Below are 25343 nucleotides of genomic sequence, written 5' to 3'. Positions count from 1 at the left end.
AGATGATCGGATTTTTTTTTATATTTCTTATTGATTCTGCCAGAACTTGTTGAAAGCGTCATTAAGTGCTTGGACTTTACAACTAAACGACGAAGGTCGTGTTTTATTAACTTCAAGATATTTAGTTTTCCAATATAAATATCTTTCCTTGAATTTAGATCAAGCAACTGGGTCGCTTTCAACTAAATTCATTCGGTCGATAAGTTCTTTTAAACTTTTTGTTTTAGTTCAAACTTGGTTAACACCATTCTTATGTTCTTTTAAGATAAAGAACCCTTTACCATCAAATTTATAAATAACGATATCAAGATAAAACTTTTGTTTAGGAAAGTCTTTATGAACGATATTAGCCACACTAAAACCACTAGTAGTAGGTTCTACCACAGCTTCGTTTTGTTGGAACTGGTCTTTTAAGACGTGTTCAAACGATTTTTTAATATCGTTTTTTAATTGATCATTGGTTCGATTTTTTAAAGCGATTGCTGGTTTTAAAAGTTTTAAAACGAAATCAAAATCAAAATCGATCCCGTCGTTATTGCAGGTTAATTTTTCTTTTGTTTCAGCCACCAAATAGATCTGAGTATCAATTGATTGTCTAGCTAAATCAGTTTGTAAGTGCTTGATAATATCATTAGCTAAAATAAAACAACCATCTATTAATTTTTTATCAGATAAATATTTAAACATATTTTTAGATCTTAAATCGATAACGATAAAAATAATGATCAATCTTTATTAAATAATGATAAATCAATAAATTTATTTTTTCTTTAGATTTTTAAAAGGACTAAATTATTAAGACAATTTAGTTAAATAGAGATAAGATATCTTTAATGTTTAATCAACTTAAACTGTTATCAGTTTCTTGGATTAATTTAGCTGCTAGTTCTTTCTTACGTTCTTGGATAGCAACGATTCGTTCTTCGATCGTGTCAGCAGCAATAATTCGGTAAACCTGAAGGTGGTTTCTTTGTCCGATTCGGTGAGCACGATCAGTTGCTTGGTTTTGAAGAGCCAAGTTTCATCATAAGTCATAATGAATAACGATCTCAGCTCCAGTTAAGTTTAGTCCGACCCCACCCGCTTTTAATGAAGCGATGAAAACGGCTGGCTCTTTAGCATTATTAAAGTCGTTAACGTATTGAAGCCTTACTTCTTTGGGAGTATCACCCGTTAGAATAAAGTATTTAATATTTCTTTGTTCTAGTTCTTTTTTGAATAAGCTAATTACACCTAGATATTGACTAAACAATAAGGTTTTTTTGTTGCTTTTAATGGCATTATTAATAATGTCCATAGCTGCAACAAATTTTGCGTTTTCTCCTTCAAAACTAGGGTTAAGTAGTTTTGGCGAACAACAGATCTGACGTAACTCGTTTAAGAGTTTAGCCAGCATAATTCCCAAGCCTTTTCTAGATTGTTCCTTGTTTTGAATAATCTTTAAAATTTCTTCTTTAACTTCTTGTTCTCGTTTACGATAAAAACTCATATGATCAGAAGACAATCCTACTAACAGATCAGTTTGAGTTTTCGGTGGTAAATCTTTTAGCACCTTATCCTTAGTTCTTCTTAGGATAAATGGTGCAATCTTTTTCTTTAAACGTTCTAAGGTTACTTCATTAATCTTTTCATCACGTTCGATTTGACTAGCATAGTTAAGGTTAAAATCTGTAATCGAACCAAAGAAGCCTGGTAAAACAAAGTCAAAGATTGATCATAGTTCAGCTAACCGGTTCTCAACCACGGTTCCAGTTAAAGCAACCTTGTGAGCACCATTAAGACTCTTAATATCTTTAGATAAAATCGATGAAGCATTCTTAATGCTTTGTGCTTCATCTAAAACAATGTAAGCATAATCTTTTTTAGCATGGTATGCACGATCTTTTTTAAAAGCAGAGTAAGTGGTGATTTCAACCAGATGGTTTCTTGAGTTGATTATCGCTCTACGATTATCAACATTTCCAGATATCGTAGCCACAACTAAATCTGGGTCAAATTTCTTGAACTCACTAGCCCAATTTAATAACAACGAAGCAGGTGCTACGATTAAGCTTTGCTTAATTTCATGGGCGTGGTCTTTATAGAATTGGGAGATAACTGAGATCATTTGGATCGTTTTACCCAATCCCATATCATCTGCCATAATCCCACCAAACCCAAACTTTTGTAAGATTCTCAACCATTTATGACCTTCTTTTTGATAAGGTCATAAAAGTTGATCAAACGGTTCTTGAATCGTTAACTCATCTTTAAAGGTATTATTAAATAATGCATCTATTAGTTCAAGAATATCTTTGCTAGCAATCTTTTTAAAGTAATTTAGGTAAGGTTTAAAAGAATTATAAAGATCTAACAATCGGTATTTGTTAACAACGATTGTTTTTGAGTTAACCTTCTTAACCCCGTAAAAATCAAATTTAGATCAGAACTCTAGAAAAGCTGAGTTCTCTGGATCGTTTAAACAATAATAACCATCGTTGGTTATATATAGTTCTTTAGCCAACAAGTAGTTAGCCACAATATCTTTGATGAAATCAAAGTTGTAATAAAAGTTAGATAAGGTGATTTTTATTAGATCGTTATGTGATTCGATCTTTTTAAAATCCGTAATCTCAAACTTAAGTTTAAGTTCTTTTGTATAAGGTTCTAAAACTTTTATTTGGAACTGATCGTTATTATTAAAATAGTTGGTTAATTCGTGCAACTCTTCTAGATCATTTAGATCTACAGTGTTCTTTTTTAAACGGGTTAATAATCGTTTGTTAATGACTTTTTTAAAGAAAAAGTCATAGGTGTTTTCTTCATATAAATGCAGACGTTTATTTTTAAGTAACTTTTGGTCTTCAAAATAAACGATATTATTTTCATTATCTCGCTTGTAGTTAAAAACTAAACTAGTAGTTAACCCGTTCTTCTTTTCGTTAAACCCAAGGACTAAGCCAGCTTTAGGTAAATAATCAACAAGTTTGGTAATCTTCTTTTGATCATCTAAATAGATATTATCAAACCCCATCTTGGTTATATAAATATAAAAATCTAAAAACTCTTTAGAAGCGATTGAAACCTTGTTTAGTAACTCGTGGTTAAGGTTGTTCTGGTTTAAGATCTTATTAAACGAGTTAATTACCAACTTGTTGTCCTTAGTTAAGTAGTGACTTAAATAAGAACTTCATTTTTTATCAACAAAACTTTCAATCTTAAAGTTATAAACATCGTTTCTTTCACTTGTTAATAAGATCCGGTTTTCAGTTTTCTTAGAGTTAACAATAAAACTGCATTCATTAAAGCAAGTATTAATTTCATTAATTAGATCATCATCTAATTGAGCTTGCTGGTAAGATTGGTCATATTTCCCAAGGAACTTTTTAAAAGTTTCTAGGTCATTTAATGCGTATAGCCCATGATTGCTTAACTTAAATTCGCTATGCAAATATGATCCTTCAGATAAGAACGTTTCTTCATCAAGATTATTTATGTTAGCTAGATACACAAGGTATCAAAACATAAAATAATCTTGATAATTTAAAGCATCGCTGTCAATTTTTAATTTTAAGATTTTGACTGGTGTTTTAGCTTTTTCATAACAAACATAAAAGCTAATCTCATCCCCATTCATCCACTCTTGTTTTAATAAAAAGTGATTCTCATTAACTAGTTTAAACTTATAAGAATCGACGTTTAAAAAAACTGATAGTTTTGTCGTATTAAAGCTCTTTTTAATCTTTTCAATACTAAAGTAAGCTTTTTCTTTAGGACTAATCTTAGTTTGTTGAATCTTATTATTGTTTAAGATAATCTCTTGTTTTTTATTAGCTTCTTGTTCTTTATTAAAAAGGGTTTTTAATTGAACATAAGCGCAATAAATAGTGGCTGCAACATAGCGACAATACTTTAGTCGCGAAGGGCAGTTACAAGAGATATTTAATAGCTTTTCGTTACTGCCATTAACAGTTACTTTGGTATTAACAACATTAGCTTCATCGTTGATTCTTGCACTTAAAACTAATAGTTTGTTATCTTGGTGGTAAGTTAATTTAACAGTTTTTCGATTTACCAGGTTTTTACCCCGAATTAGCTCGCTATCTTGAAAATAATATTCTAAGATCTTATTTAGCATTCAATCCCAGCACAAAAAATAATAATATTTAAAATTATAACCAAGAAAAGTTAAAAGATAAAGGGTTAGCCTTAAGATTCTTAATAAGCTTAGAAAGAAAAGAAATGGTTAAAAAAATATATTTAGCAGGTGGTTGTTTTTGGGGTGTAGAAGAGTACTTTAAAAGAACCAAAAGAATCATTGATTCTTCTGTTGGTTATGCCAACTACAAACCAGAGTTTAGAAACCCCACATATAAAGAGGTGTGTAGCGGTTTAACTGGTGGTGTGGAAACAGTTGAGATCACTTATGATGATCAGATCATCAGTTTAGAAGAGATCATTGATCACTTTTTAAAAGTTGTCGATCCAACAACATTGAACTACCAAAAAAACGATCGGGGAACACAGTATCGTAGCGGATTTTATTTTGTTAATGACGATGATGAAACCGTGATTAAATCTAAATTATCTCAAGCCCAAGGAAGATATTCTAAACCAATTGTTACTGAAGTTTTAAAGTTGCAAAACTTTTCTAAAGCCGAAGATTATCACCAAGATTATTTAGAAAAAAATCCAGGTGGTTATTGCCACATTAAGTTTGAGTAAGCACTCTTAATATATGATAATTTTTTTGTGTTAAACTATTAGTGTGCAGATGTAGTTCAATGGTAGAACGAGACCTTGCCGAGGTTTAGACGCGAGTTCGATTCTCGTCATCTGCTCCATTAATAATTTAAACGACATTGGTTGCTAATTGCGAGAATTAGTGACAAAAAATTTGTATCAAGCACTGATACAAATCTTCATAAGAGTGCAATTAAGCACTCTTTTTTTATTGATTCAAAAGTTAAGCTTAGTTTATCATTATGATTGAAAAGAAAAACGAAAGTATTAAAGAGATAATCGAAGATTTAGTTAAAAAATTAACTAAATGAGAACATGAGTATTATGTTTTATCTAACCCAAGTGTTTCAGATGAAGTATATGATAATACTTATCGAACTTTACTAGGTTATGAAAGAAAATACCCACAATACGTTTTAAGTTATTCCCCCACTCAAAGAGTGGGATCATCAATTAGCAATAAGTTCATTAAAGTTAAACATGATTACTTGATGTTATCATTGGGCAACTGCTTTAATTTTGAAGAGTTGCTTAACTTTAATGAAAATATTGCTAAGATAAGTAAACAAGAAGATAATCCTTACGTGTTAGAACCTAAGATTGATGGTTTATCAATCTCATTAATTTATCTTGACGGCGTGTTATCTGAAGCGCTTACTAGGGGTGATGGGGTTTTTGGTGAGAGTGTGATAGCTAATATCAAAACAATTAAAACAATCCCATTAAAAATTAATACAACGATCAAAAAGATCGTTATCCGTGGAGAGGTCTACGTAAGTAATCAAGACTTTGAAGCAATTAATGCTTCAAGAGATGAAGATAAGAAGTTTGCGAACTCTAGAAACTATGCTTCTGGAAGTTTAAGAAACATTGATGTTAGTGAAGTTGCCAAACGTAAACTTAATGCGTTCTTTTATTATATTCCCAACGCTTATGAACTAGGTTTTGAAACCCAGTATCAAGTGATCCAACAGTTAAAAGAATGAGGCTTTAATGTTGCTAAAGAGATTAAGTTATTTAGCAACATTAAAGAACTTTACACCAGTCTTAAAGAACTAGAAAACAACAAGAATAAATTAGATTATCGAATCGATGGAGCTGTAATCAAATATAACAACTTCAAGGATTATGAAATAATCGGTTACACCTCTAAGTTTCCCAAATGAGCAATCGCATACAAGTTTGCACCTACTCAGGTGCAAACCCAATTAAAAGATATTATCCTTAACGTTGGTCGAACTGGAAAACTAACTTTTGTTGCACAACTAGCCCCAATTGAATTAGAAGGTTCGATTATCACTTATGCAACTTTACATAACTTAGAGTATATCAACGACCTAGATATCAGGATTAATGACTACGTATATTTAATTAAGGCTGCTGAGATCATCCCTAAGGTGATTGGTGTAAATCTAGATAAACGACCGAATAATGCTAAAAAACTTGAGTTTGATTACAACTGTCCAAGTTGTCATCAACCTCTAGTAAAAAAACCTGAAGAGGTTGATTGATATTGTATTTATGATCAATGTAAACAAAAGCAATTGCAATATCTAATCTATTATTGTTCTAAACCAATAATGAACATTGAAGGTTTGAGTGAAAGCACTTTAGCTTTATTCTTTAATACTAAAGTTAATGATGTTATTAGAGAATGTAATGAATTAATCACCAATCAAAATGTTAGTGAAGATCTTAGTTTATTTAAGTTATTAGATAATGAAGAACAAACGTTTGTTAATAGCGTTTTAGATATTTATCAATTAGAACGATACAAAGAGATTATTATCAAACCTTGGCTTAAGAAGGGGTTTTCTAAATCATCTTTAAAATATAACTTTAGATTTCAAGAGAAATCGTTTGATAAATTAATTAACAGTATTAATGAATCTAAAAACCGAGAATTATATCGGTTATTGGCTGCACTTAATATTAAATATATTGGAATAGCAACAGCGAAGTCGATTGCTAATACATATCACGATATTGATCAACTTAAAAACTTAACTGTTGAAGATTACATGCGATTAGCTGATATTAGCAGCATAACTGCTAATTCACTATTTAGTTTTTTCTCAGATGAAAAAAATTGGGAATTAATTGAACAATTAAAAACTTTATCGATTAACACTAAAGATGAGATCAATAATGATTTAGTTGATAGTTCATCTATCTACTATGATAAAAAGTTTGTAATCACTGGTTCTTTTAGTATCTCACGAAACGACATTATTAAAAAACTATCTTTAAAATACAAAATTAAGTTTGTAAGTGGTGTGTCTAAAAACGTTGATTTTGTTTTAGCGGGTAACAGTCCAACAGCTAAAAAAATTAACCAAGCCAAAGTGCTAAATATTCCGATCATTCAAGAAGAAATCTGGAACAAATAGAAGAAATTAAATTGTTTTTTAAATAGAATATCGATAAAAATACGAAATATATGATCATTTTGTTAAAAACGATCAACCAAATTTTTTAGTATAATAACCCTATATAAAAAAACACTTATGATATGGGAGAAAAAGAAGTTATTAGTTTTATCATTGGCAACAATGCCGTTAATGGGTACATTAACGTCTTGTTTTAATCCTAATAACTAAAAAGGAAAGGATTCTCAACAGATAAAACAATACGACCCAGAACTTGCTTTACAAACCAATATTCTTAAAGCACAAGATGATGCTGATATTGACGTATATTTTTCATCATGAGGGGTTCAACCGTTTTATAACTTTTTAAGATTAGCTATGCTATCTAACAAGGAAGTTCACTTTATCTTAATGCCTTTTCATGAGTTCCAAAGAAACATTAATGTTGATGCATTAATCAATTTCTTAAAAAACGATCGTGTTGTAGATCAAACAAATGAAGAAGCGATTCGTGCTAATTCAAGTGTGATCGTAGATGATCAAGATGATGAATGATATGATAACAGTATGGTTACTACATATATAACAGATCTAGTTGAAAAGAATCCTGATAAAAAGATCGCATTATGATCTAATTCAGATCATATGCGCAAACCATATTCATATTCTTCAATTAGTGCGTAACAATGATAATGTTACATACAACGGCATTGAAGATTCAAACGTATTATCCCAATTCATTGCGGATAAATGGATACCTGATTAATGGATATTTATTACACGCCTAGAACTAACACTTGAAGAGATCAGCTTTCTCCAAGCCGTCATTCTCAATAGGTCTTGCCAACAAATAATCCAAGAATTAAAATTTACTTTTCAAGTCATACTGATATCAGAAAACTTGAAAGCTATGGATTAAGAAATATCTATAGTTTCTTTCCAGATGGAGATAATGAACAAGAAGAGATCAAAGATTTTATTTTTACTCAAAGAGATAAAAATAAAAAGCGATTATTCTCACAATGAACGTTAATTACCAACATTAATTGAGAAGATGCTCGAAATCAAGTTAATGTTGATAAAGCAGCTAATTAATCCTATTAGGTTTTTCTGGTTTTTTCTCAGGTTTAGGTTTAGGTTTCACAGGAGTTCAACTTGATTTTCTTCTTTATTGTTAACTACAGGAGTTATTGTTTCTTCTTTTATTTCTTTTAAATTGTTATCTTTATTTGAGGAATTAATATGATCAGTTTCAACATTTTATAAATTTAAAACTAATTTATCACCTCTTGAAGCAATAATAACATTTAAATCTCTAGCTTTATCAACAATAACTTTAGCCGTTACTGCTCCAGCAACACCTAAAATACTAATTGCACCAAAATTAATTAATAATTTAATCTTTTTTGTTTTTATCGTACTTCCTCCATAAAATAATTAAAATTTTATTAATTTTTGAATTTAAATTCTTCTGGAATTTCATTTGTTCCATTAGGGAATAATGCTGTTTTAATATTTGCCTTTAATGACTCTAGGGCTTGACGGTATGAAGTTCTTTGCTTTTTACCACCACCATAAATTAAATCATATTCTTCTAATTGGTATTTACCATAAAAACCACTGTAACTTTCACCTTCACTTCTAAAAGCTTGAGTAAATGCTGTTAAAGAAACACCAGCTCCATCTGCTGTAGCAAAGTTAATACCAATTAATTTATTATCAATAGTTCTTACACTTGAACCTGAAGCCCCACCTAATGGTTGTCATGAATTAAGAGAATAACCTAATCCATAATTAGTATATTGATTACCTTGATAATTTGATTGAGTATCTTTTATAAAATTATAAACATAACCGACATTTTTTTCAGCTTGAATTAAAGGATTAGAAATAGTAAAATCAGTAATTCCGGGCATATTTAAAAAGTTTCTAATACTTAAAGCAGGATTCAAACTACCGCCGTATTCTTTAGTTCCGATAATACCATTTTCTTTACCTTCAGCTATATAAATTGGTTTATTAATTCATAAACTTTGACTATCTTCTTCTAATCGATCAACATCAGTATCATAAGTTTTTTCTAAGTGATTATCAGTTGAAGAAATTGGGAATCCCACTGAAATAAAGTTTAAATTAGCTTTTTTAGCATTTGTTTTTTGACCATTAGTAAGTGTAACATCATTAATAATAGCTTTTTGATCTTCTTCATAAGTTGCTTTTAAAGATTTAGAAATAAAACTAATTTGATCTTTTTTCTCTCAATTTGCATAATCTGAAGTAGCTATTTTAGCTAATTCTCCGGCATTTTCTACAACATTTTCTTGATCGCTTGTTGGTTGTAAAGTATTTCTTGTAGTATATTTGTAAGTATCATTTACACCGCTTGGATGATTAAAATCAATTTCAAGAACAGCAAAATCGGCCGATTCTTCAATTTTACTAATTGGAGAAGAAGGATCTATATAATCTTTAGGGCTTGAATTAAGAAAATCTACACCAGCATAAACTAATTTAACTTGTTCTGGTTTAAAAGTAAATTTTTCTACAGTTGGAGCTACTGCATTAGTTCTTAATCATTGGTTTAAAGGGGTATTTTGATTAAAATGACTAATAACAATACTTGTAGTTTCTCCCAAGAAACCTGCTTTTAGAGTTTCTTGTGAATCTGATCAAGCTTTACGATATTCAAAAGGTAATTTATTTCATTCTTCTGAAGTTTTGCTATCTTTTTCTTTATATGCAGCAGGTAAATCATTATCTTGGATTTTTTTAATTAAATTTTCATATTCGCTAACTTTAGCAGCATTGCCGTCTGTTTCAGCTTGTTGTTTTAAACCATGATATTTTTTAACATCAGCGTGCAGTTTTTCAATTTTATCTAAATAATTTTTACTTATTCCTTCTCATTTAGTTTGTCCTTCATCAAAAGTTTTTTGAACTTTTTCAAAACGTTCTTTTTCAGCATTTAAATCAACTATGTTAGTAAATCTTGAACCATCACTTTTAGCTTTCATAAAACCAGCTGCTACGTGAGCGTTAGTTGCTAAATATCATTTAGTAGGATAACCATTACTATCTAATTCATAATCTAAAATCCATGCAGTACCACGGTAAGTTAAATAAGCTTTTGAGCTACCTTTGGGAATTTTTTCTAATTCTGAATTATGATTGAAAAATTCAATTGCATATGTTTGCATTGCTGCTTTTTTATAAATTTCATTAGGTAAATATCTTGGTAAACCACGATTACCTGGTGTTGAATTTCAATAAGCAGCTTTCGATGAATCTCTAATAGGATTTACATATAAATAATTATTATCATTAACTATAGAAAAATTTCTTAATAGAGCACTAGCATAATCAGGTTGATTTGCTGCTGCGGCTTTTTGATTATAAGTTTGAATTTGAGTTTCATTTAAAGCAGGAATGTTATAACGTTGAGAAATAACATTTTGCACATTTTCTAATCCACCATGTAATCTACTTAAAGCATTAACATAGCCCTCTAAATCAACTTTATTTTTTCAGTTGTTGATAAATTTCTATATGCTTCAATATTATCAATAGCCAATTGTGGTTTTCCTGGTATATTAGTTGGAATTGTCGGATTAGTTGGATTAGTGCCTGGTAAGTTAATTGAAGGTCCTTCTGGTTGTACTTCTACTAAACCTCCGTGTTTATCACTAGCTTTTTTTTCTTCGTCTGATGGAGTTGTAGGATTAATTTTATCATCTATTTGTTTTTTAGAACAAGCTACCATCAAAGGTGTTAATCCAGTTAACAACAAAACACTACCTAAAAATAAATGTTTGAATTTTAATTTCATAATACTCCTTGAGAAAATTAAAAATTTTCTTTTATATTTAAATAACAATTCTAATGAATTATAAAAAGTTTAAGATTACTCTTTTTCTTGATCAAAATGCTGTTTTAAAAGCAAAATTAATCAAATCAATATATTTTCTATATAGTAAAAGTTCTAAAATGAATTTTTTATTTTCTAAATTTTAATATGATCTACTGAACCAATATATGAGAATTTTTCTGGATTTAAATCTAAAAATTCACCTTTTAAAATTTTCTCAACTGAACTAATTGTATCTTCCAATTTAACAAAAACCCCACTTTAACAAAAAGACCACTTTTAAGTGTAAAATGTTCTGTCATATAGAAATTTTGTGAGAAGAATTTTTGTAATTGTAAAGCTTTTTAACAATTGTTTTAGATTCATCGTCTAATTCATCAAAACCTAAAATTAACATAACATCTTCGATTTCTTTATATTTTTGCAAAATATATTTAGTTTCTAAAATGGCATTATAATGCCTTTGACCGATAAATTCAGGATTAACATTATTTGATGAAGAAACTAAAGGATCAAAAGCAGAAAAAATATTTTTAGCACTAATTTCTCTTGAAAGCACTAATGAAGAATTTAAGTGATTAAATACAGCTACAGCTGAAGGATCAGATAAATCATCCAATGGTAAGAAAACAATTTGAAAGGAAGCAATTGAACCATTTTCATTATTAAATAATCTTTGTTCTGCTTGCGAAATTTGACTGTTTAAAGTTGCTTGATAACCACCGATTGAAGGTTTTTTATCTAAAGAAGCGGCAACTTCATTTCCAGCTTGTAAAAAACGGAAAATATTATCAATAAATGATAAGACATTTTCTTTGTTATTTTTATTGACTAAAAAAATAACTTTTCATAGTACTTATTATTAAAAGACCAAAGAGAATTACAGTATAAAATACATAGAAATTTGATTCTTTATGTAAAGTATAAGAAGTGTTAAACAAATCTTCATAAGAAAGTAAATTAACACTTAAATGCTTCATAGCAAATTCAAATAAGAAGCCAAAAATAACAACAAAGATAAACAGAGTAGATAAAGCTATAACTCTTAAAATATTTTCTTTTTCTCAATTGAATCTTAAAACTTTTGAATTATTCAAACGAGATGTTTTCACTATTTACTCCATTAGTATCAAAGTTTCTTGGTTTTACAATTGCTCTTTTACCAAAAGTAGTAAAGGCTTGAGAACTATTTAATGTATTTTCCATCGTTTCATTATCTACATAAACTTTTTGGAAAACATATTTTCCTGATTCAATTAATCCATAAAGTTCTGGACCTCAATTATTGCCTAAATCAACCGCGTTACCTTGTATATAAAGTGTATCAACTTTTTGAGGAGAAACAAACATTAACTTAGGACGATCGGGTCCTTTAATTAATAAAGCTGATCATTGTTGTTGATGTAAAGTTTTACTATCTACAGTAAAGACATTCGAATTGTTATAAAGGGTTAATTTTTTAAATACTCTACCATAGAAATTCATACCTTGTAAACTTTTGATTTCTGGAAGATTAGAAAAATCTAAATAAGTAGGTCATGAGCCATCTCCAAATTGACCTTGGAAGATTCTCTCACCAAATCTATCGTTAAGAGCAATTTTAAGTCCTTCATTAATTTGACTTAATGACATACCTTTATCAAATTTTAAAGTATTAAATACTATTGATCCAGGCATATCACGATTATTACCAGGTATGCCAGGAAAACCTATGTCATAGTTATAATCAAAAGTAATATTTTTTACTCCTTTAAGTGCATAAGGATTTATAGCTCAATCATCAGCTATAGTATTGCTTGAATTATATAAATCAATTTCTTGAATTTTTTTGTCTTTCAAACCAATTAATGATGAAGTGTCTTTGCCTTCGAAAAATAGCGTTAATTTTTGAATTGAATCAGGCATTTGAGCAAGAATTTGGCTAAAGTCTTGGTGCTTATCAATAAGACCCATATTTTTAATTACAATTCCATCAATTTTTCTGCCTGCTCTTGTTGCATCTTGTAAGAATTTAAGGAAACTATTGTATCCCTCTCTATTTGATGCATCTAAAACAGCTATTAAACGATTGCCTTGAACTTTACTTTTGGCAAATTCGCCTTCAGGTGTATATTCTAAAACAGTAATTCCTTTATTACTACTTGCTCCATATTCAGTAAATCTATCAGTTGCGTCTTGTTTTTTAAATCCTTCGTAATCTAAATTACGAATTACACCAGAAGTTCTTTTATATTCTGTATTGTAAGGAAAATATCTACTATTATTGTCTGCAATTAATTTATTTCTTACTACGTTATCACTATGATCAGCAAAACCTCAAACATTACCGAATGAACCTCATTGTAAACTAGGAACCATACCTTTAGCTAACATACTTTCAAGATCTCTTTGATAGTTTTCTCACATTAATTTAAATGATAAAGAATAATTGTGCCGATTATCTTTATAAGGTCAGCCAATAGCATTTGCTTTTTCTTCGGTAGTTCTACCATCATTTACAATTAAACCATTTAATAAAGAACTTCAATCATTATCTTTTTCATTTTTTGTATAAGCATTTAATTTTCTTATGTCATTAATTGCTTTATTAATTTGTGCAATTTCCTCTTTAGAAAAATGAGATGGCAAATTTTTTGTTAAATCAACTAAAGTACTTATTGCTGTTTTGATAGTTCTTTTATCTGTTTCGCTTAATTGACCTTTAGGAGTTTTCACAGGTTTGAGCGTACTAAAATCTAAATCAGGTAAATCATTTATATTAACAAAACCTTCAGAAGATTGAGGCAACATATCTTCTATTGTTGGTTTTTTAGGTTCAGGTTGAGGAATTGGTTCTGGAACAGGTTCAGGTTTAGGTTTGTCTATTACAACCGGAGCTTTAGTATCAGGTTTTTCTACTTCAGGTAAGTTATTATCCCGGTTAGAATTATAAGCATCTTGGGCTTTACCACTACCATTTAAGGTAATTTTGTTTTGTCTTTGAACTAAGCTGTCGTTATTGGTACCTGTATTTTGACTATAAACAATCCCTAAAGTTGTTCCACCTGCTACGGTTAATGAAGTCGCTGATAAAGTAACCAATTTAATGATCTTTCGTTTTTTAGAATTTAACATTTATTTAATCAAAAAGTAAAAGCTCATTAAATAACTATAAATCGATTAATATACTTAATTATAAAGGAAAATTTAGATTGATGCAAAGGGGTGCATTAACACTAGTGTTAAAAAATAATCTAACAATATAAAGATATGTCTTTATTCAAAAGATTACTTAAAATTTTTTTTAATCAACTCGAATTTTTGATTAGTATACGGACGATATCTTAAGTTGTTGCCAATCTTTCCTTTGGTTAATATTGTCTTGGCATAACTAAAGGTTTTAAAACCAAAATAGCCATGATAATTACCCATTCCACTAGCACTAACTCCACCAAAAGGTGTATTGCTACTGGCTATATGAATAACAGTGTCGTTGATAGCTCCACCACCAAATTCTAAACAACTAAACACTTTGTTCGTAATATCTTTGTTATTACTAAACATATACAAAGCTAATGCTCGGTCTTTAGTTTTAAACTGTTGAATCAAACCATCGATATTTTCATACTTAATAATTGGAATAATCAGACCAAATATCTCTTCTTTCATAATCAAATCTGTAAAACTAACATCACCAATTACTAAAGAATGAAAATAGTTTTTTTTGATTAGCTTTTTGATAAATGATCTTTTCTTTTGGTGTCTTAGATATTAATCTTTCTAATCGTTTCATATGTTGTTCATTAATAATGTGCGTCATGTCATTCGTATTTAGATTTAATTCTTCTAACTGTTTAATTAATTCGTTAATAAAAGAATTGTATATATCTTTGTGAACAACCAAATAATCTGGCGCAATACATGTTTGACCAGCGTTTAACATCTTTCCAAATAAAAAACTTTTAACAGTTTTTTCTAGATTGATATCTTTATCAATAATACATGGGGATTTGCCACATAATTCTAAAGTTGCTGGTGTCAAATCAGCTGAAGCTTTTCCATAACTTTTTTAGCAACATTATCGCTGCCAGTAAAGAAAATGTGATCATATTTTAACGCCATCATTTCTTCGATAGAATGTTTATTATTATCCATAAAATAGATATATTTTTCATCAAAATACTTGCTAAAAATTTTCAACAATAGATCACAAGTATTTGGAACAAAATCACTTAATTTGATAACTGCTGTGTTACCTGCTGAAATTGATGCTAATTCTTTAGCGACATCATTTAATGAATTTTGCGAACGCATTAAAGAACAACAAGAAAGAATTCTTGTTGTTTTAGATCAAATACAAGACCCAGGTAACTTTGGTGGAATATTAAGAACATGTTTAGTAGCTAATGTATCTGGCGTGATTTTTAAAAAAGATAATTAAGCCAGAATTAATAACACTGTAATAAAAACATCGCTTGGTGCTTGTTTTTATCTTAATTTAATTGAAGTTGCAAACCTTTCATATGCCATAAAAGACCTTCAAGAAAAATATGGATATTGATCTTACGTTTCGAATTTAAGCAGTGAGGCTGCTGACTACAACCAAGAATATGCTAAAAAATCTATATTAATTGTAGGTAATGAACAAAAAGGTGTGTCTAACCAACTAATTAAGAATTCGGATTGCCAAATTAAGATTCCAATGTATACAGACAAGGTTCAATCCTTGAATGTGTCTGTGGCTACAGGCATAATGCTATTTAATATGAAACAAAAATCCAATAATTTTGTTTAACATCTCAGTTATTTTTTGTATTAAAATAACATTCAAAATAAATAGAAATTTATATAGATACAATAATTCAAGTTTTCGATTATCATTAAATTGATTAAATGATTAGCACCATTAAATAAAATCTTATGTCAGATACAAATAAAAAAGAAAAAACAAATAACAAACAATCTTTATTGAATAAGAAAACAAAAATTAATATTATTGTTATCTTTTTTGTTTTAGCTGCTGTTTTTATTTTTTTAGGCGCTTTAGGATTTAGTATTGTTGGTAGATCATTAAGACAGGTTTCTAATAACAACGAAATAGAACTAACATCAACTGGTGTTGGGTTACTAGCAATGGGAATAATTGGTGTAATCTTTGGTTTAGTTTTCTTAATAAGTGGAATCTGTATGTGTATAATGAACTATTTAGTAAAAGTTAATTTGCTTAAAGCGTTACAGTTAGAAATCATAAGAGAAACAAAGAAAGTCAAAGAACAAAAATTACTTACTTCTTCTGAAAGTGATGAACATAATGTATTAAAACAAGAAAAAATTATTCCGCCAAAAATCAATTATCAACCTAATATTAAATTAATACCAAACCAAGTTAATGTACCAGCTAATAATATAAAACGTCAGATTTTTAATCGAAATATTATTGCTAACAATAATTTAGTAGTTAATTCGAATTTCAATCCGCAATTAAAAATTAATAATAATCAACAATTAAGACTACCTAATAGATTTCAACAAAAACCAGTGCATGGATTCGTTAATAACCAGAAAAATCTGATGGTTCGAAATCAAAAGCCATTAACGAATATAAATTCAATGAATCAACCTAATATGTCATTGAATAATAAAAGTAAATTCCCTGTTCAAATTAATTCTAACCAAGTTAATTTAAGAAGCCCTCAAGTTCAGAATGCTCAAAATAATTTTCAAAATAAAAAATAGAAATATTCAAACTCTTTATAAAAATTAAATTATAATTTCAATATCATTCGTTAAACAATTTGCTAAAAACTTTGTAGATAATAACAAAATTTAGCTAAATTAAAGTAATATATATATAGTTATATATATAGGTTAGGTTATCTCGTTATGAAAAAATTATCAAAAGGAAAAATAGCTGTAATTACGACTACAGCTTTAGCAGTAGCAACAACTGCTATTATTACACCAGTTGTTTTTGCTAGTAAAAACAATGCAACCGACTTTAAACAAAGTTCGCAAAACGCAGCTAAAGAAAATAAGAACGATTCTAATCCTCCTATAAATGGATCAAACTCTTCTAGTGATAGTTCGGTTAAGAATAATGATCTATCATTCTTACCATTCTTAGATGAAGAAAATGCAAAAGATTCTAAAAACGTTATTATTGTAGGTGATCAAACTTCTGTTTCATCTTCAGATGAAAAAACAAGTGAAGATGAATCTGCTCCAATTAACGGAAACCAACCTATTAACCCTGTAGGTTCAGTTAATAATTCGATGCCCAACATAAAAGATAAAGAGGTTAGCGGTAATATCGATAAACCGAATCTAGCTGTTATAATAGGATCAACCGTTGGCGCGGTATTAGGAGCTTCTCTTGCTGGTATTTCAGTTCTTGGTTATAAATAAAAGAATTCATCTAATAGATGAACAGTTCCAACTGCTATAGATTTACAAACTAGACCTAACGAAGTTGAATTAACATCAATTCCGTTAGATTCTCCTTCATCAAACAAGTCATTATTAGCTCAAGGAAGACAACTTAAAGATTTAGTAATTGATTTCAAAAAAGAAAATACGCAACGTAATTATTTATTACCTCTTGATTGATTTGCTTCAATGAATGATGGGTTTAACACTGGTATTATAAACCCTGATTTTGGTGATTTCGTTAAATTTTTAAATGAAAATCCAGAACAAAAAGATAATAAATTAGCTTTCTTTAATTACTTAGATAAGAATAATAATAAAGTTAAGCATTTTCAATCTAACCTAAAATCTACTGATCAATTAATAGAAGAAGCATTTAGCTTTTTAGATGATGAAAGTGTTAGTTCAACTAATAGTTCGCCAAGAAATTCTGTTAGATTACCTAATCTAAGTGCTGTGACTAATGAAGAAAATAACGTTGGAATTAGAGCCGCTAAAGATGTTAGAAAACCAACAGATGATCCATTAACTGCTTTAGGTGCTTCGTACGAACAATACCTTTCTCAAAAAATTGATAGTCCTAACAAACCAGTTGTTTTAACAAGTTCTAATGATCTTGAAAATTCGGCAAACAAATTAGTTAAAAGTTACGTAAAATATTCGGCTAAATCTAAAAACGGTACATTGGATAGCGCTTCTTCTGAAGAATTAATTAAAAACTACTATAAATTTATAAGTACTGGTAAAGATAAAAGGGCTGATAACAATGATGTTACTTTACCTAAATTATCAGCAAATTTAGACTTAGATAAAGTTTATGATGAATTAAAAGGTAATACATTAATTAGTGGTGCTAATAAAATCGATAAGATAAGCGATAAAATTAAAAAAGCATTAATTTGAGAAGCTCCAGTATTAAGTACACCAAATGAAGGTTCATTTGATAACCTAAAAATTTTAAATAAATTTCTTAATGGAAATGATGAAATTGAACCTGCTTCTTACGCTAAAGTTCCAAGAGATAGACAAGGTAGACCAGTTATATCAAAACCGTTCAATCAAGTTGCCGGAACCTTCGTAAAGAACAATCCTTCAGCATTAAAAACAGGCTATATATACATTACAACAACTAGAGGTAATAACCAGACCTTTAAGCGAGAAGCTCGTTCATTCTTTATTCCTGTAGTTTTATTAGATAAAAAGAATAAAGATTACTTTGAAAATTCATTAAAACTTATTTGAAACGATCCTTGAGCTAAAGATAATCCGTATATCTTTATTCAAAAATTTGATCAAATCAAAAAAGAAAATCCTAATAAACATATAATTCCTCATTATAGTATAAATAACGAAGGTGATTTAACTTACGCTACTTTATCATTCGAAAACACTTTTAAAGATGGAAAAATTCGTGATCAACTAAAACGCAGTTTATCTGCTAATGATGTAGATAAAGTTATATATAGTTCAATTAGACTTGATTCTAATGGTGTGAATTTTAGAGTTTTAAATACTAAAAAAACTACAGTTGAATCTGCTTCAAGATCACTTTTAAAAATAAGTTCTGATTCTGAAAGAAGAAACAAAGAATTAAGTTCTCCTATCATTGTAAATGCGATGAATGAAAATAGTAAAATTGATTCAACAAGAGAAAAAACAATTGTTGAAGATTTTTCTAAATTAAATAGTAAGACTATTAAAACCAAAGAACCATTAAAAATTAAAGGTTCATTTTCTTCTAATAGTTCATCTAATGAAAATTCAATTAGAGTAGGAATTCTAGATTGGATTAGAAAACGAGTTTCAAACTTCTTTAGTTTAACTGCGGACTTCTTCAGAACTAGATTCGCATTCTTGCGTAGATAATAATTAGTTATTAATGAAAAGAAGAACCTAATTGTTCTTGGTTCTTCTTTTTCTATTTATTTAAATAAATGAATTAATAAATTTTATTATTATATGATGATTTATCAAGAAAAAAATAATAATTAGTTTTAAAATAAGATTAAGATTAATTTTTGTTAAAGAAACATATCGATTATGTCAAAAAAAGTACCTCTTAAAAAAATGATTCTTTTATCATCATTAGGTGTTGTTACAGCTGCTACTGCTGTAGCAATTCCGGTTTCATTAACGACTGCTAATTTAAATCGCGTTATTTAACCTATTCAAAATAAGTCAGCTGATTCTTCTGAACCAACAAACCATCCAACCAACCCTAATAATAGACCGTCTCGCGACAATACGAATACGGACCAATTAATGGCGGAAGATACTGAATCTTCTAAAAATGCAACTGGTTCAGAAGGTTATGATGACACAGGTGCATACAAAGGCGATGATGGAATAATTAATCAAAATTTCCATCCAGAAAAAGGTATGAATTCAAATGGAGCTATAGGGGATGACGGAATAATTAATCAAAACTTCCATCCAGAAAAAGGTATGGATTCAAATGGAGCTATCAACTCTCCAGGGGTTTCTGTTCCAGGACTAGTTCCACATGAAGGAATAACCACTGATAATAATGGAAACTTATCAGAAAATTTAAATGTAGGTGCTGCTGCAGGAGGAGTGATTGGTGGAATTGCTGCAGTTGGTGCTATTGGAGCTGGTATTGGTTTATTATTAAACACTTATAAATCTTCTAAAGATGTTACTCCTAAACAAACTTCTACAGTTAAAAAGAGCACGGTGTTAAGAGAGTTTAATCTAACTAAATCTAATATTGATGATTTAGCTGATGCATCTCTTGAAAAGTTTGACTTAATCGAAATTAAAGATAAAGACGGAAAGAGAGGAACTTTTTGAGCGCCTAAATTTTGATTTGATAACGATAGAAAAAATACTGGCATTGTAGGTGGGGATTATGTTAGTAATCCAGAATTCCGTTCGTTCTTAAAATACATTAACCAAAACCCTAATGAAATGGGTAACCCAAGTGCTATTATTAACTATTTAGCTAAACAAAACTCTGGTCAGATTAGTTTCGTTGATGTTTCTGTAGATTCGAATAGTAATGTTACATCACCAAGCGCATTCAAGAGATCTAACTCAACAAGTTCTAGTTCAACTGATTCATGAGAAAGTTATGATTTAGATAAATTATTTGACGAATCTGATTCAACAGTTGCTAAACCAAGCCAGAACGACAAAGATTCTGCTAAGAGATTCTTATCTAGATCTAATTCAACAGTTAGCACAAGCTCTACATCAAGTTCTTCAAATGAATACTCAATTTTCTCTAAAGACGGAATTGCTAGATCTTATTCAATTAGCGATATTGAAAAAGAATTAACTAAAACTAGCAACATAAAACCTTCAATAGGTCAAACTAGTAACTTAAGCTTCTTGACAGTATTATCTGATGGTTTCCGTGGTAGACGTTTAGAAAAACGCATTGTTCCTAGAGATAATTTAGGAAGACCGTTAATTTCTCAACCAGTTAATGTAGTTGCTAAAAAATTAACAAGAGAAGGTAAGAATTTATTTGAACAAGGATTCTACTTAGCTCAAGTTACTTATAATGATGTAAATAATAAAAGAAAAGTATCACCAGTATTCTTGCCAGTTGAATCATTAAGTGAAGCTAACAAATATGAAACTGCTGCTTCATTAAAATCACTATTCTCATCTAGAAGTAACTCAACTGACCCATCAGTTTATGCAGCTGCTTTATTAACCGAAAATCTTTATCAATCAGGTTCATCTACATACGCAATTCCTAAAGTTGATCTTTATGGTAGTGTTAGAGATTACCAATCAGTTTATGACAGTTCTAAAAACTCAATTATTTTAGTTATTGATGATAATAAAGAAAAACAAGAAACTGATTACTCAATTTACGCAAGAATTGATAAAACAAGAAAACCAGCTGTTGCTTCAGATGCTACTATTAATGAAGTTAATGAAATTAAGAAGAGACAACAAGCTCTAAGAGAATTAGCTGAAGTTCCTCCTCCATTACCAGAAAGAAATTACGACACAATTAAATCAACTTCATCAACTGAAAAAGGTTACAGTGTTACTCTTAATGATACTCAAGCTTCAAATTTTGGTTCATCTATCTTAAGTAGATTAAATAGATGAGGATCACAAATTAAGAGTATATTCACTAAAAAATCTAAAGATGATAGTATTCAATTCCCTTGGTACAGACCACACTTTGGAATGTGAGATGAAACTGAATTGAATAAAGTATCTGCAAATAATAATGTACCTCGTCCTACTAAAATTAAAAATCGTTTAACTTCTTGAAGTTCATCAATTAGAAGTAAATTCTCAGGTTTCTTTACAAAAATTTAAAAACTAAATTTTAATTGATATGAAAAAATCTAAATTGTTCAAAAAACAATTAGCAATAGGGTTATTTATATTACCTTCGTTCATTTTATCGTCTTGTAATAATGTAATAAGACCTCCTATTGTAAGACAGTCATCTGAACTAGAAAAAACTGCTCCAAGTTTTGCTGGGTCTTCTGAAGAATATAAAGGTGAAAAAGTTAACAAGGAAAGCTACTATTCTCTTTTATCTTCAAATGATTTAGTTGAAAATTATCAGTCATATACAGATCCAAAAACTAAGAGTTTATACGATAATGTATTTGCAAAAAACTTTTATGAACCATCAGCTCTTAAAGAAGGGTTTGTAGGATTTGATCAAAATGTCTATGCTAAAAAAGAACAAGCACAAGATTCTTTATATCGAGAAGATAATGTTTTGTTTTATGACGGATCTTTGTTTAGTTCTCAAGCTGATTTAACTGCTTATATTGAAACTAAAAAGGATTTATTATCTGAAGAAGCAGATAAAATTGTTGTTCTACGAAATAGCGATAATACTAATTCAGAACCAATTAATGTTGACGAATTAAGAAAAAATAGTCAAACAGAACGTTTAAAACTATTTAATTACATTACTAAGAATTCTAAACTGCAGGTTGAAATTAATAAAGGTGATGCAATAACTACTATCAATGTAGATCCTTCATTAAATTTAAGTGATACAGTTCAACAAATCAAAAGTAATGTTCCTGCTAAAGATATTCCAGTTCATTACCAAAGAATAAGCGCTAATAACAATGCATCACAATATTTTGTAGATACTTCTGAAGATGATAACTATAATTTTTATGGTCCGTTATTATTCCAAGGTAATGCAGATATTAACACGATAACAAATCCAGCTAATTGAACAAAGACTAGTACTTTACCAATTGGTTTATATCGTTCTATTTCGTCTGATATAGTTACATCAGGATTTGACTTCTTATTAGGCGAAATTAGCATTGGTGATGAAAAGGAAATTAAAATATTAAATAGAAACCTTGAAACTAAAGATTTTATTTTTTATTTCCCTTATAGCGAACAACAATTAAGAACAGCACAGTATTCTAATAATTTGAAACTTAATTTAGCTTGAGCAGATTTCATTTATCAACTAAAAATTCAACAACCTGAAGTTTATAAAGGTTTATTAGATACTGTAGCTAAATTTAATAAAGCTAAGCGTTTTAGTTCATTCTATAAAATCCCAATCTTATATTCTTACCTATTAGATAGTTTAATTGCTAATAAAGCAAAAGAGCAACTGATTTTCTTATTAAAAGATTTCTTTATTAAGTTATCAAATAAAATTGATAGCACATTACAACTAATTAATAGTTATGCTAAACCAAGCGGTTTCGATATTCTTGCTAATAAAGATTTAAACGGAAACTCATTCTCATTTAAAGTTTATTTTGGTATTGGCAACAACGACTTTGATGTATCAGCTAGTCTTGAAAATCTATTACCAAACTTATATGATCAATTTTCGAATTTAACTATCTTTATGACAATGCTAATGTTGTCTAACATAGTTGCTGCAACACCAGGTGCGATTTTAAATGAACAAGGTTTAATAGATACAATCAAAGGGATAAATCTATTTGGTAATAAACAAATTCAAGAAATTGAAACTAAAATCAAAAACAGTTGACCAACTCTTTCAGCTATTTGATGATTATTATCAGCTCAAAACCTAACTCAAGCATTATTCGTAGCTGGATTTAGTCAAAGTTCATTAATGCAAAATAATCTTGATGAAAATACATTAAGAATTATTAATGGTTTCCAAGATGCGTTTAGCTTAAAATGAATTCGTAACCAATTTTTACAAACTAGTGCTATTGAAACTATTAAAAACGAAATTCCATTAGTTTTAAGAGATGTTCCAACCGAAAGACCAAAAGTAAGAGAATTATTTGCTGATATACCTAAGAATGTTTTAGAATACTTACAATGTATTAATGTTGATTTTGGAACAGTTATTTATATTCGTAATTTATACAGAAAAATAAAAGAAGTTCAAAAAACTGATCTTAAAAAAGCTGCAGAATATTTATCTCAAGTAAGTACTTTTGTAAAATCTTTATCAAGTGATCACTATGTTGATTTGTATCTAACTTACATGCAACAATTTCCTTCTGTAATTAATAACAAACCAGAAGCTAGATCTGCAAGTTTATCACTAAGATCATCAATTAGATTAGTAGAGGATAACTCAGAACAACCCTCAACTAGTAATAGTAATGAAAACGCTAATAAAGTTGTTATTAATAATTCAGAAACATTCTCAACTTCTAAGAAAGCAGGATCTCCTGCAATTCTTCAAAATCCAAAAGAAGTTAATGTTAATGAATTAAGTGCTCTTGAAAAATTACAAAAAGATCAGAAAAAATTACAAACTGTTTTTGTAATTAGTTCAGTCCTTGAAGGTTTTGCAACAATTTTAAGTTCTGCTGTAACAGTTAATACTTTAATAAATAGTCCAAGTGTATTAAACCGTACTAAGGATTTAGTTATTGCTGGATTACAAACAGCTGCTTCAACTATTTCTGTTTCTTTATCTTTAGCTGGTGAATTTACTTCATTTATTAAAAAAAGTACTGCAATAGTTGGTGCTTTATTTCCTGTTTTCTATGGATTAACAGTGGCTATGCACATTGCTGTTTTATTGGTGAATGTTTTCTTTCCAACAGAAGAAGAATACTACTACGTGTTCCAAATTGGTCAAGTTCAATATGTATGAACTGGTGGTTATAAGAAAACTCAATTATTAGGTTTAAAAACTTTAAAAGAAAGAACTATTAAAGATATTAAATTAATTAAGCCGATTCAAATCACAAGACCGCAAAATGCATCGTTCTTATACTACAATCAAAAACAATATTCACCAACTGATATTGATAAGATAAAAGATCTGCAAATTACTGAATGGTTAGAAAATAAAAACCTATATGCTATGGATAAAGCTTATATAAATAATGTTAATAAGATTTATTCATTACACAAACCTACAAGAGGTTCAAGTGTTGCTGGCGTTTATGCTTCAAGTAATTTAATTGATCTTTACCAAAACTTATTAGCGACATTACTATCTAATTCATTAATTACTATTCCTCACACTGTATCAACTTCTTTAAATGGTAGCTATATTTCAAATAAAAACAATTTATCAGCAGTTGTTGTAAGAGATGAATTAAACAAAGCCCAAAATTGAACACTAGTTCAAGTTCCGAATAATGAAGCTGGTGGTTATTTATATGAACCTAGCAAGAACATTAAAATCACTGAAATCGTTAGCTATGATCCTGAAACTAAAATTGGTGTAGCTAAAGGAATGGGTAAATTTGGTTTAAATTCAACAGAATTTATTTTCTATAACAACAATGATGCTTCAGCAAGTCACAATACATTAAAAGCTAAATTCAACGAATTACTAAAAACTAGAAAAACTGTTTATTTAGATTTTGTAGGTTCTAGAACAAAATTAATTTATCGTTCAGAATTGTTCAGTGTATTTGATCAAAAACTTAAAAAAACTATCTTCTTCTTATCATTAAGAGATGCTCATAACTACATCGACCAATGAATGTAAGATAAAAAGTATATGCTATATACTTTAAATAATTCGTTAAATATTTTATAATCTTAGATTA

At 29.1% G+C, this 25343-nt stretch carries 10 protein-coding genes, 1 tRNA gene and 6 pseudogenes; 10 read left to right on the top strand and 7 right to left on the bottom strand.

The features are described 5' to 3' along the window. Nucleotides 1–27 precede the first annotated feature (27 nt). Together D2833_RS03890 and D2833_RS03885 are read right to left on the bottom strand one after the other, a co-directional pair. Nucleotides 28–687 (bottom strand): hypothetical protein, encoded by a 660-nt coding sequence (locus D2833_RS03890; protein WP_231992437.1) that lies wholly within the window; start codon nucleotides 685–687, stop codon nucleotides 28–30. A 118-nt stretch (nucleotides 688–805) separates the two neighbouring features. Beyond that, nucleotides 806–4132, bottom strand: a complete 3327-nt coding sequence (locus D2833_RS03885; RefSeq protein ID WP_027333293.1) for a DEAD/DEAH box helicase — start codon at nucleotides 4130–4132, stop codon at nucleotides 806–808. A gap of 89 nt (nucleotides 4133–4221) precedes the next feature. On the opposite strand from D2833_RS03885, the gene msrA reads away from it, so the two are divergent. The 5 genes from msrA (at nucleotide 4222) to D2833_RS03860 (ending at nucleotide 8186) form a co-directional block, all read left to right on the top strand. Next, entirely contained in the window at nucleotides 4222–4704 is a 483-nt protein-coding gene (gene msrA, locus D2833_RS03880) for a peptide-methionine (S)-S-oxide reductase MsrA (RefSeq protein ID WP_117274123.1), read from the top strand. A gap of 45 nt (nucleotides 4705–4749) precedes the next feature. Then, nucleotides 4750–4823, top strand: a tRNA-Gly gene (locus tag D2833_RS03875). 141 nt (nucleotides 4824–4964) lie between these two features. Beyond that, the gene (gene ligA / locus D2833_RS03870) at nucleotides 4965–7112 is read left to right on the top strand and encodes an NAD-dependent DNA ligase LigA (protein ID WP_011113960.1); all 2148 of its coding nucleotides are present in this window, start codon (nucleotides 4965–4967) and stop codon (nucleotides 7110–7112) included. A gap of 357 nt (nucleotides 7113–7469) precedes the next feature. Beyond that, a complete protein-coding gene (locus D2833_RS03865; RefSeq protein WP_011113959.1) occupies nucleotides 7470–7775 on the top strand; it encodes a hypothetical protein in 306 nt (101 codons plus the stop codon). 156 nt (nucleotides 7776–7931) lie between these two features. Next, nucleotides 7932–8186, top strand: a complete 255-nt coding sequence (locus tag D2833_RS03860; RefSeq protein ID WP_011113958.1) for a hypothetical protein — start codon at nucleotides 7932–7934, stop codon at nucleotides 8184–8186. A 353-nt stretch (nucleotides 8187–8539) separates the two neighbouring features. On the opposite strand, the pseudogene mip reads toward D2833_RS03860, so the two are convergent. From mip to D2833_RS04375, 5 genes and pseudogenes are all read right to left on the bottom strand, one after another. Continuing rightward, nucleotides 8540–10917 (bottom strand): annotated as a pseudogene (mip, locus tag D2833_RS03850) (Ig-specific serine endopeptidase MIP). Between the two features lie 174 nt (nucleotides 10918–11091). Beyond that, a pseudogene (locus D2833_RS03845) lies at nucleotides 11092–11776 on the bottom strand (ATP synthase beta subunit C-terminal domain-containing protein); the annotation flags it as partial. 269 nt (nucleotides 11777–12045) lie between these two features. Beyond that, nucleotides 12046–14070: a putative immunoglobulin-blocking virulence protein gene (locus D2833_RS03835; protein ID WP_117274119.1), complete on the bottom strand. Its 2025-nt coding sequence runs from the start codon at nucleotides 14068–14070 to the stop codon at nucleotides 12046–12048. 153 nt (nucleotides 14071–14223) lie between these two features. Further along, entirely contained in the window at nucleotides 14224–14604 is a 381-nt protein-coding gene (locus tag D2833_RS04380; RefSeq protein ID WP_261974431.1) for an aldehyde dehydrogenase family protein, read from the bottom strand. Between the two features lie 16 nt (nucleotides 14605–14620). Further along, nucleotides 14621–15249, bottom strand: a pseudogene (locus D2833_RS04375) (aldehyde dehydrogenase family protein). Between D2833_RS04375 and rlmB the strand changes: the two are divergent. From rlmB to D2833_RS03795, 5 genes and pseudogenes are all read left to right on the top strand, one after another. Beyond that, nucleotides 15185–15730, top strand: a pseudogene (gene rlmB / locus D2833_RS03815) (23S rRNA (guanosine(2251)-2'-O)-methyltransferase RlmB). The pseudogenes D2833_RS04375 and rlmB sit on opposite strands and share 65 nt — an antisense overlap. Before the next feature lie 125 nt (nucleotides 15731–15855). After that, nucleotides 15856–16671 carry a DUF308 domain-containing protein gene (locus tag D2833_RS03810; RefSeq protein ID WP_231992435.1) on the top strand — a complete coding sequence of 272 codons (816 nt, stop codon included), beginning with the start codon at nucleotides 15856–15858 and terminating at the stop codon, nucleotides 16669–16671. A 147-nt stretch (nucleotides 16672–16818) separates the two neighbouring features. Further along, nucleotides 16819–19227 (top strand): annotated as a pseudogene (locus D2833_RS03805) (hypothetical protein). Nucleotides 19228–19401: 174 nt separating this feature from the next. Then, a pseudogene (locus tag D2833_RS03800) lies at nucleotides 19402–21666 on the top strand (hypothetical protein). Between the two features lie 19 nt (nucleotides 21667–21685). Then, a complete protein-coding gene (locus D2833_RS03795; protein WP_027333283.1) occupies nucleotides 21686–25282 on the top strand; it encodes a hypothetical protein in 3597 nt (1198 codons plus the stop codon). Nucleotides 25283–25343: the final 61 nt, after the last annotated feature.

The sequence above is a fragment of the Mycoplasmoides gallisepticum genome (assembly GCF_900476085.1).
In the GTDB taxonomy this organism is placed as follows: domain Bacteria; phylum Bacillota_I; class Bacilli_A; order Mycoplasmatales; family Mycoplasmoidaceae; genus Mycoplasmoides; species Mycoplasmoides gallisepticum.
Note: the sequence above shows the minus strand (reverse complement) of the source record. Positions and strands in the feature narration are given on the sequence as shown.